The sequence below is a fragment of the Stieleria sp. genome, from assembly GCF_041595215.1.
GTDB classification, from domain to species: domain Bacteria; phylum Planctomycetota; class Planctomycetia; order Pirellulales; family Pirellulaceae; genus Stieleria; species Stieleria magnilauensis.
In genome coordinates this window covers 1-4,330 of the sequence record NZ_JBFHKV010000774.1, presented here as the reverse complement: position 1 = coordinate 4,330, position 4,330 = coordinate 1, and the positions used below count along the sequence as shown (strand labels likewise).

3 protein-coding genes are annotated in these 4,330 nt (G+C 57.7%); 1 reads left to right on the top strand and 2 read right to left on the bottom strand.

Annotation, left to right across the window (positions count from 1 at the left end):
- Positions 1-93: 93 nt before the first annotated feature.
- The gene (locus ABX749_RS23975; RefSeq protein ID WP_372898221.1) at positions 94-315 is read left to right on the top strand and encodes a hypothetical protein; all 222 of its coding nucleotides are present in this window, start codon (positions 94-96) and stop codon (positions 313-315) included.
- A 438-nt stretch (positions 316-753) separates the two neighbouring features.
- Here ABX749_RS23975 and ABX749_RS23970 read toward each other — a convergent pair whose 3' ends face one another.
- Both ABX749_RS23970 and ABX749_RS23965 read right to left on the bottom strand, forming a co-directional pair.
- Complete coding sequence (locus ABX749_RS23970) at positions 754-2,211, bottom strand: sulfatase (protein WP_372898220.1); 1,458 nt, start codon at positions 2,209-2,211, stop codon at positions 754-756.
- A 204-nt stretch (positions 2,212-2,415) separates the two neighbouring features.
- Positions 2,416-4,152, bottom strand: a complete 1,737-nt coding sequence (locus ABX749_RS23965) for an autotransporter domain-containing protein (RefSeq protein ID WP_372898219.1) — start codon at positions 4,150-4,152, stop codon at positions 2,416-2,418.
- Positions 4,153-4,330 lie beyond the last annotated feature (178 nt).

Here is a 4,330-nt window from a genome sequence, read left to right as displayed (position 1 = left end):
GAATGGCGCAGCAAGACCCAACCCTATCAAACGGGACCGAGTCTGCAGTTGAGCGAAACCGCGGTGCACAGCCGGGGGCAATAACTGTTCGACATGGAAGCGGGGACATGGTTGCACGTCACGATGGAAGCGACACAAGGCATTCGCAACGCTCGCTGGCAGGCGACGTTTGTGTTGCCGGACGGCCGCCGGCACCATGTGACGGATCTGGCGTGTGATCCCGACTGGACCGAGACCCGTTGGGTCGGTTTCATCGCGTCGGCGCGCAGCGACGGTGCGTTCTATCTGGACGACGTTGAGATGCAGAACGAGTGAGTTTGTGCGTGTCTGCATCAAGTCGTAGGTGATGCCCGGAGGGCAGGCACAGTGTTTGCCGGCGGTGTGAACCGCCGGTTGAATGTCGCCTCCACCACTCCAGCCCTGGAAGGGCGACACAGTCCAGGCGGCGGTCTCGACCCCGCGATTACTGTGTCGGCCTTCCAGGCCTGCGGCGAAATTGCATTGGAATCCGGGCCCTGACGGGCCCGGCAAACACTCTGTCAGCCCGCTGGGCTTTGCATACTGATGCGGTTCCTGGGGCGGCGCAACCCTCGCAAATGCTCGGTTTTCTTGCCCCAGGCTATGGATATGCATGCCCTTTGGGCAAAAGGCGACTTGTGTAGATACCAATGCCTGGCAGGAGGGTCGAGCGAAGCGAGGGGAGGTCGATTGTACAAGTGACCGATTTGATCGTAGCGGAAGGCGCCAAGACTTTTACTTCGTCGACTCTTTTCTCAGGAAGTCATACTCCGGCGTAACACATCTGCCTTTGGACGACTGATACACCAACCGCAGCGAGGCTCGGCTTTCCGGATAACGTCCCTTGTCGTCGGTCGCCTCTTCCCACTGCCGCAGTTGACGGCGATGTTCTTTCAGCACGGAATCGTAGTCGGGGTGTTTCGCCAGATTGACGGTTTGGTGGGGATCCGCTGTCAGCTCGTAGAGCTCTTCTTCGGGGCGATTTTCGGCGTCGTAGTAGGACGCCTGCAACGGACTGAGTTTTCCGGCGGCGAGCAACTCGCGCAGGGTGACAAACGTCGGATAGTTTTCGCGGTACTGCGGTTGGTAGAGGGCACGATCGGTTTTGTAGTTTCGGATGTATCGAAAGTTGTCCGAACGCACGGTGCGAATGCGATCGATCGCATTACCCATCCGGTCGCGGGCTGAAATCACATACCGGCGTGGTTGAAAGTCGTCGGCGAACAGATCGCGTCCCTCCATGAATTTTGGGATGTCGATTCCCGCCAGTCCGAGTGAGGTCGTGGTGATGTCGATTCCGCTGACCAGGTCCGACCGTGTTTGGCCATGCTTGGTGATCTGATCGGTGCCGCCGGGCCACTGAACCAGCAGGGGAATCTTGGTGCCGTCTTCGTACAAGAACTGTTTCGCTCGGGGTAGCGGGCTGCCGTGGTCGGTGAAGAAAAACACGGCGGTGTTTTTCCACAGTCCGTATTCTTTGAGTGCCGACAGGATGGCGCCGACTTGCGCGTCGGTTTCGGCGATTTGTTCGTAGTGCCGTGCGATCGCGTTGCGGAATACGGGGTGATCGGGATACTGCGGCGGCACCGTCACTTGATCTTCCGAGACGCGACTGGGCGCGGGATACTTGGATCCCGTTTCGCCTTCGATCTTTCCGCCCTTGAGTTGGATTTGGCCGAAGAACGGTTTGCCTTGCAGTTGTTTTAGCCAGGAGACGTCACGACCCACCATGTGGCTGTTGACTTGTTTGCGGGTGGGGCGATTGAATTCGGGCGAGTACAGGAGGTCTCGATCGCGGGCGAAATTGTAATCGTCCTTTGCTTCATTGAACGTCAGGTAACCGGCATCGCGAAAGAGTTCCGGGACGGTCACCACACCGTCGGGCAACGGCTTTTTGATCATGGTGCGATGTTGGTGCAGACCGTGCGTGGTCTGCATCGTGCCGGTGATCAAGGCCGATCGTGTGGTGGAGCAAACGGGGGCTGGCATGTAGGCACGGGTGAACTTCACGCCGCCGTCGGCCAGGCTGTCGATGTGGGGCGTTTGGGCGATCGGATCGCCGTAGCATCCCACCCAGTCACTCATGTCATCGACATAGATCCACAAGATATTGGGTCGATCCGCGCGGACATCGCCGCTGAAAAACGCACCCAGCGTCGCAGCGACCAGGGTTGCGAGGTGAGAAAAGAGCAAGCGTGGTCGCGACGGAACATTCATCATGCGAAGGGGCGAAATGGGGGCAGACGGTCAAACATCACCCGTGCCGCACTGCCACTCGGCCGGCGCGACGTTCAGGGGCGTGCTGATATGATACTCGCCTTTCGCGGCGGGCAGCGAACGACCCCAGATAGGATTTCAGAAGTCGTGCAGTTTTCGAAATCAATTACTTCCCGCAGGTCACCGGACCCACTGGACACCGGCGGCGAGTGCGTTGAACGACGAACGGGAGTTTGCTTGTCCCTGGTACGCGATCGAACTTTGGCCACCCAGGAATCGAAACAAATCCAGTTGCACGCGGAGGAATCCCCAGTCGATTCCGGCATCGACGCCTCGATCGGTCAAAGGGAGCATTGAACCGGTGACGTTTGACACAAACACCTCATTGGAATCGAGGTACTCGTGCATCCAACCGAACCGGACTCGTGTCGTAGCCGGCCCCAGTGGCGTGCCGCCGGATTGTTCGAGGCCCAGACCGAGGACCCCGCGGATCGAATCGCCGTCACCGCCCGAGTTGGCGAGAGCGAAGTCACCGTCACCAGTTTCGTTGATTGGATCGAGTTCCACACGGGTTGCATGCAGACCCAGGTAGGGAATCCAGTTGGTAGCCAACCAGGAGACCACAGTTCCCGATTCAAAATATCCAAATTGTGCGGCACCGTCGAAGGAGCTTTGGACGAAGGTCGAACCTTCTAGTGCCGACAATGATCGCTTCACGTCATAGGATTGAACTCCGGCACCCCCGGCGGCCAAAACGTAGATCGAATCACCGACATACTCAATCGAGCCGCCACCCCGGTAGGATTCAATCTCGGCGCGTTGGTCGACGCCTGACGTTCGGACATCGCCACCTCCGAGGTGTGCGAAGGCGTGCGACGAAAACCCTTGTTTGTTGCTCAGCGCCAGACCGAGTTCCATCCCGCCAAATTCTTGATGGTAGCCGACCGTCGAGCAGTCATCTTGGTCGGTAGTGGCGGACACCCCATAGGCTCGAATCCAGGGCATGATGGCGGGCGGTTGGACGCCTGGGTAACGCTGCAGCATCACCCGATCCCGAACCGATTCCAAGTTGTTTTGGATGTGGGTGATCTCCGCTCCGATCAGCGACGGATAGATCGATCCGGAAAGCTGATTGACGGCGGCGATCATCGATTCGCCAGACGAATTTACCAGGGCCTTTACGGCGGGCTGACTCGTAGTGCCGGACGGACCAGCGCCACGAAAGCTCTCCAAAATCGCAACGGCAGAAAGTTGATTGCAACCGGTAACGATTGACGAAAACGGGACGTTGTTATCTTGTACGGTGAAGCCGAGTTGATTTCCGAGAGACGTGTATCCCGAAGGAGATGTCGGTGATGAATCCTCTACGAGTTCTAGAAACGGCCGATCGGGGATTGCAAACGAGTCAGACTGATTGGAAAAGCTAGACGCGAAGCCGCTGCTCGAATCCAGGATTAAAAACTTCTGACCGACTTCAAATTGACTGCCAACGAAGTTGAACGACAACGTCGCATCGGTAAGCGTGGCGTTCCCATTGACCCTGATCAAGTCATTAGTCGTCGTTCCTCCGCTTGTGCTCAGATCGATTTGCACCGTCGCGTCGGTGAGATCCAGGTCACCGACAACCTCAAAGGTGCCGATGGAGCCAGCGTTTGCACTCTCGCCGGGGGCAAGGGTCCCCGGTAGGTCGATATCTCCTGTGACGGTGCCATCCCCGTAGAGGGTGACTCCAGTGGCAACATTGATGTCAACGGTCGCCGGGACCGGTGTATTGGTCACGACAATGCCCGTGGGATCAATTGATCCGGTGGCGAATTCAAGTGCCGGAAACGCGTTTCGATCGATGGTCACCGTATAAGTGTCCGCCGGGTCTTTCTTTGCAAACGAAAGATCGCCAATCGACGGCAGTGGACTCATGAGCGTGATGGTCTCGCTCGCGGAGAAGTCAAAGACAACTCGGTCACCCGATTGAGCATCCGTCAGTGCCTGACGTAAGGAACCCGGTCCTGAATCTGACGTTGTCGTCACAAGAAGATCGGCGGAGTTGACTGATTGCGTCGATATTGCGACCCCCATCAGCGTCAATAATAGCTTC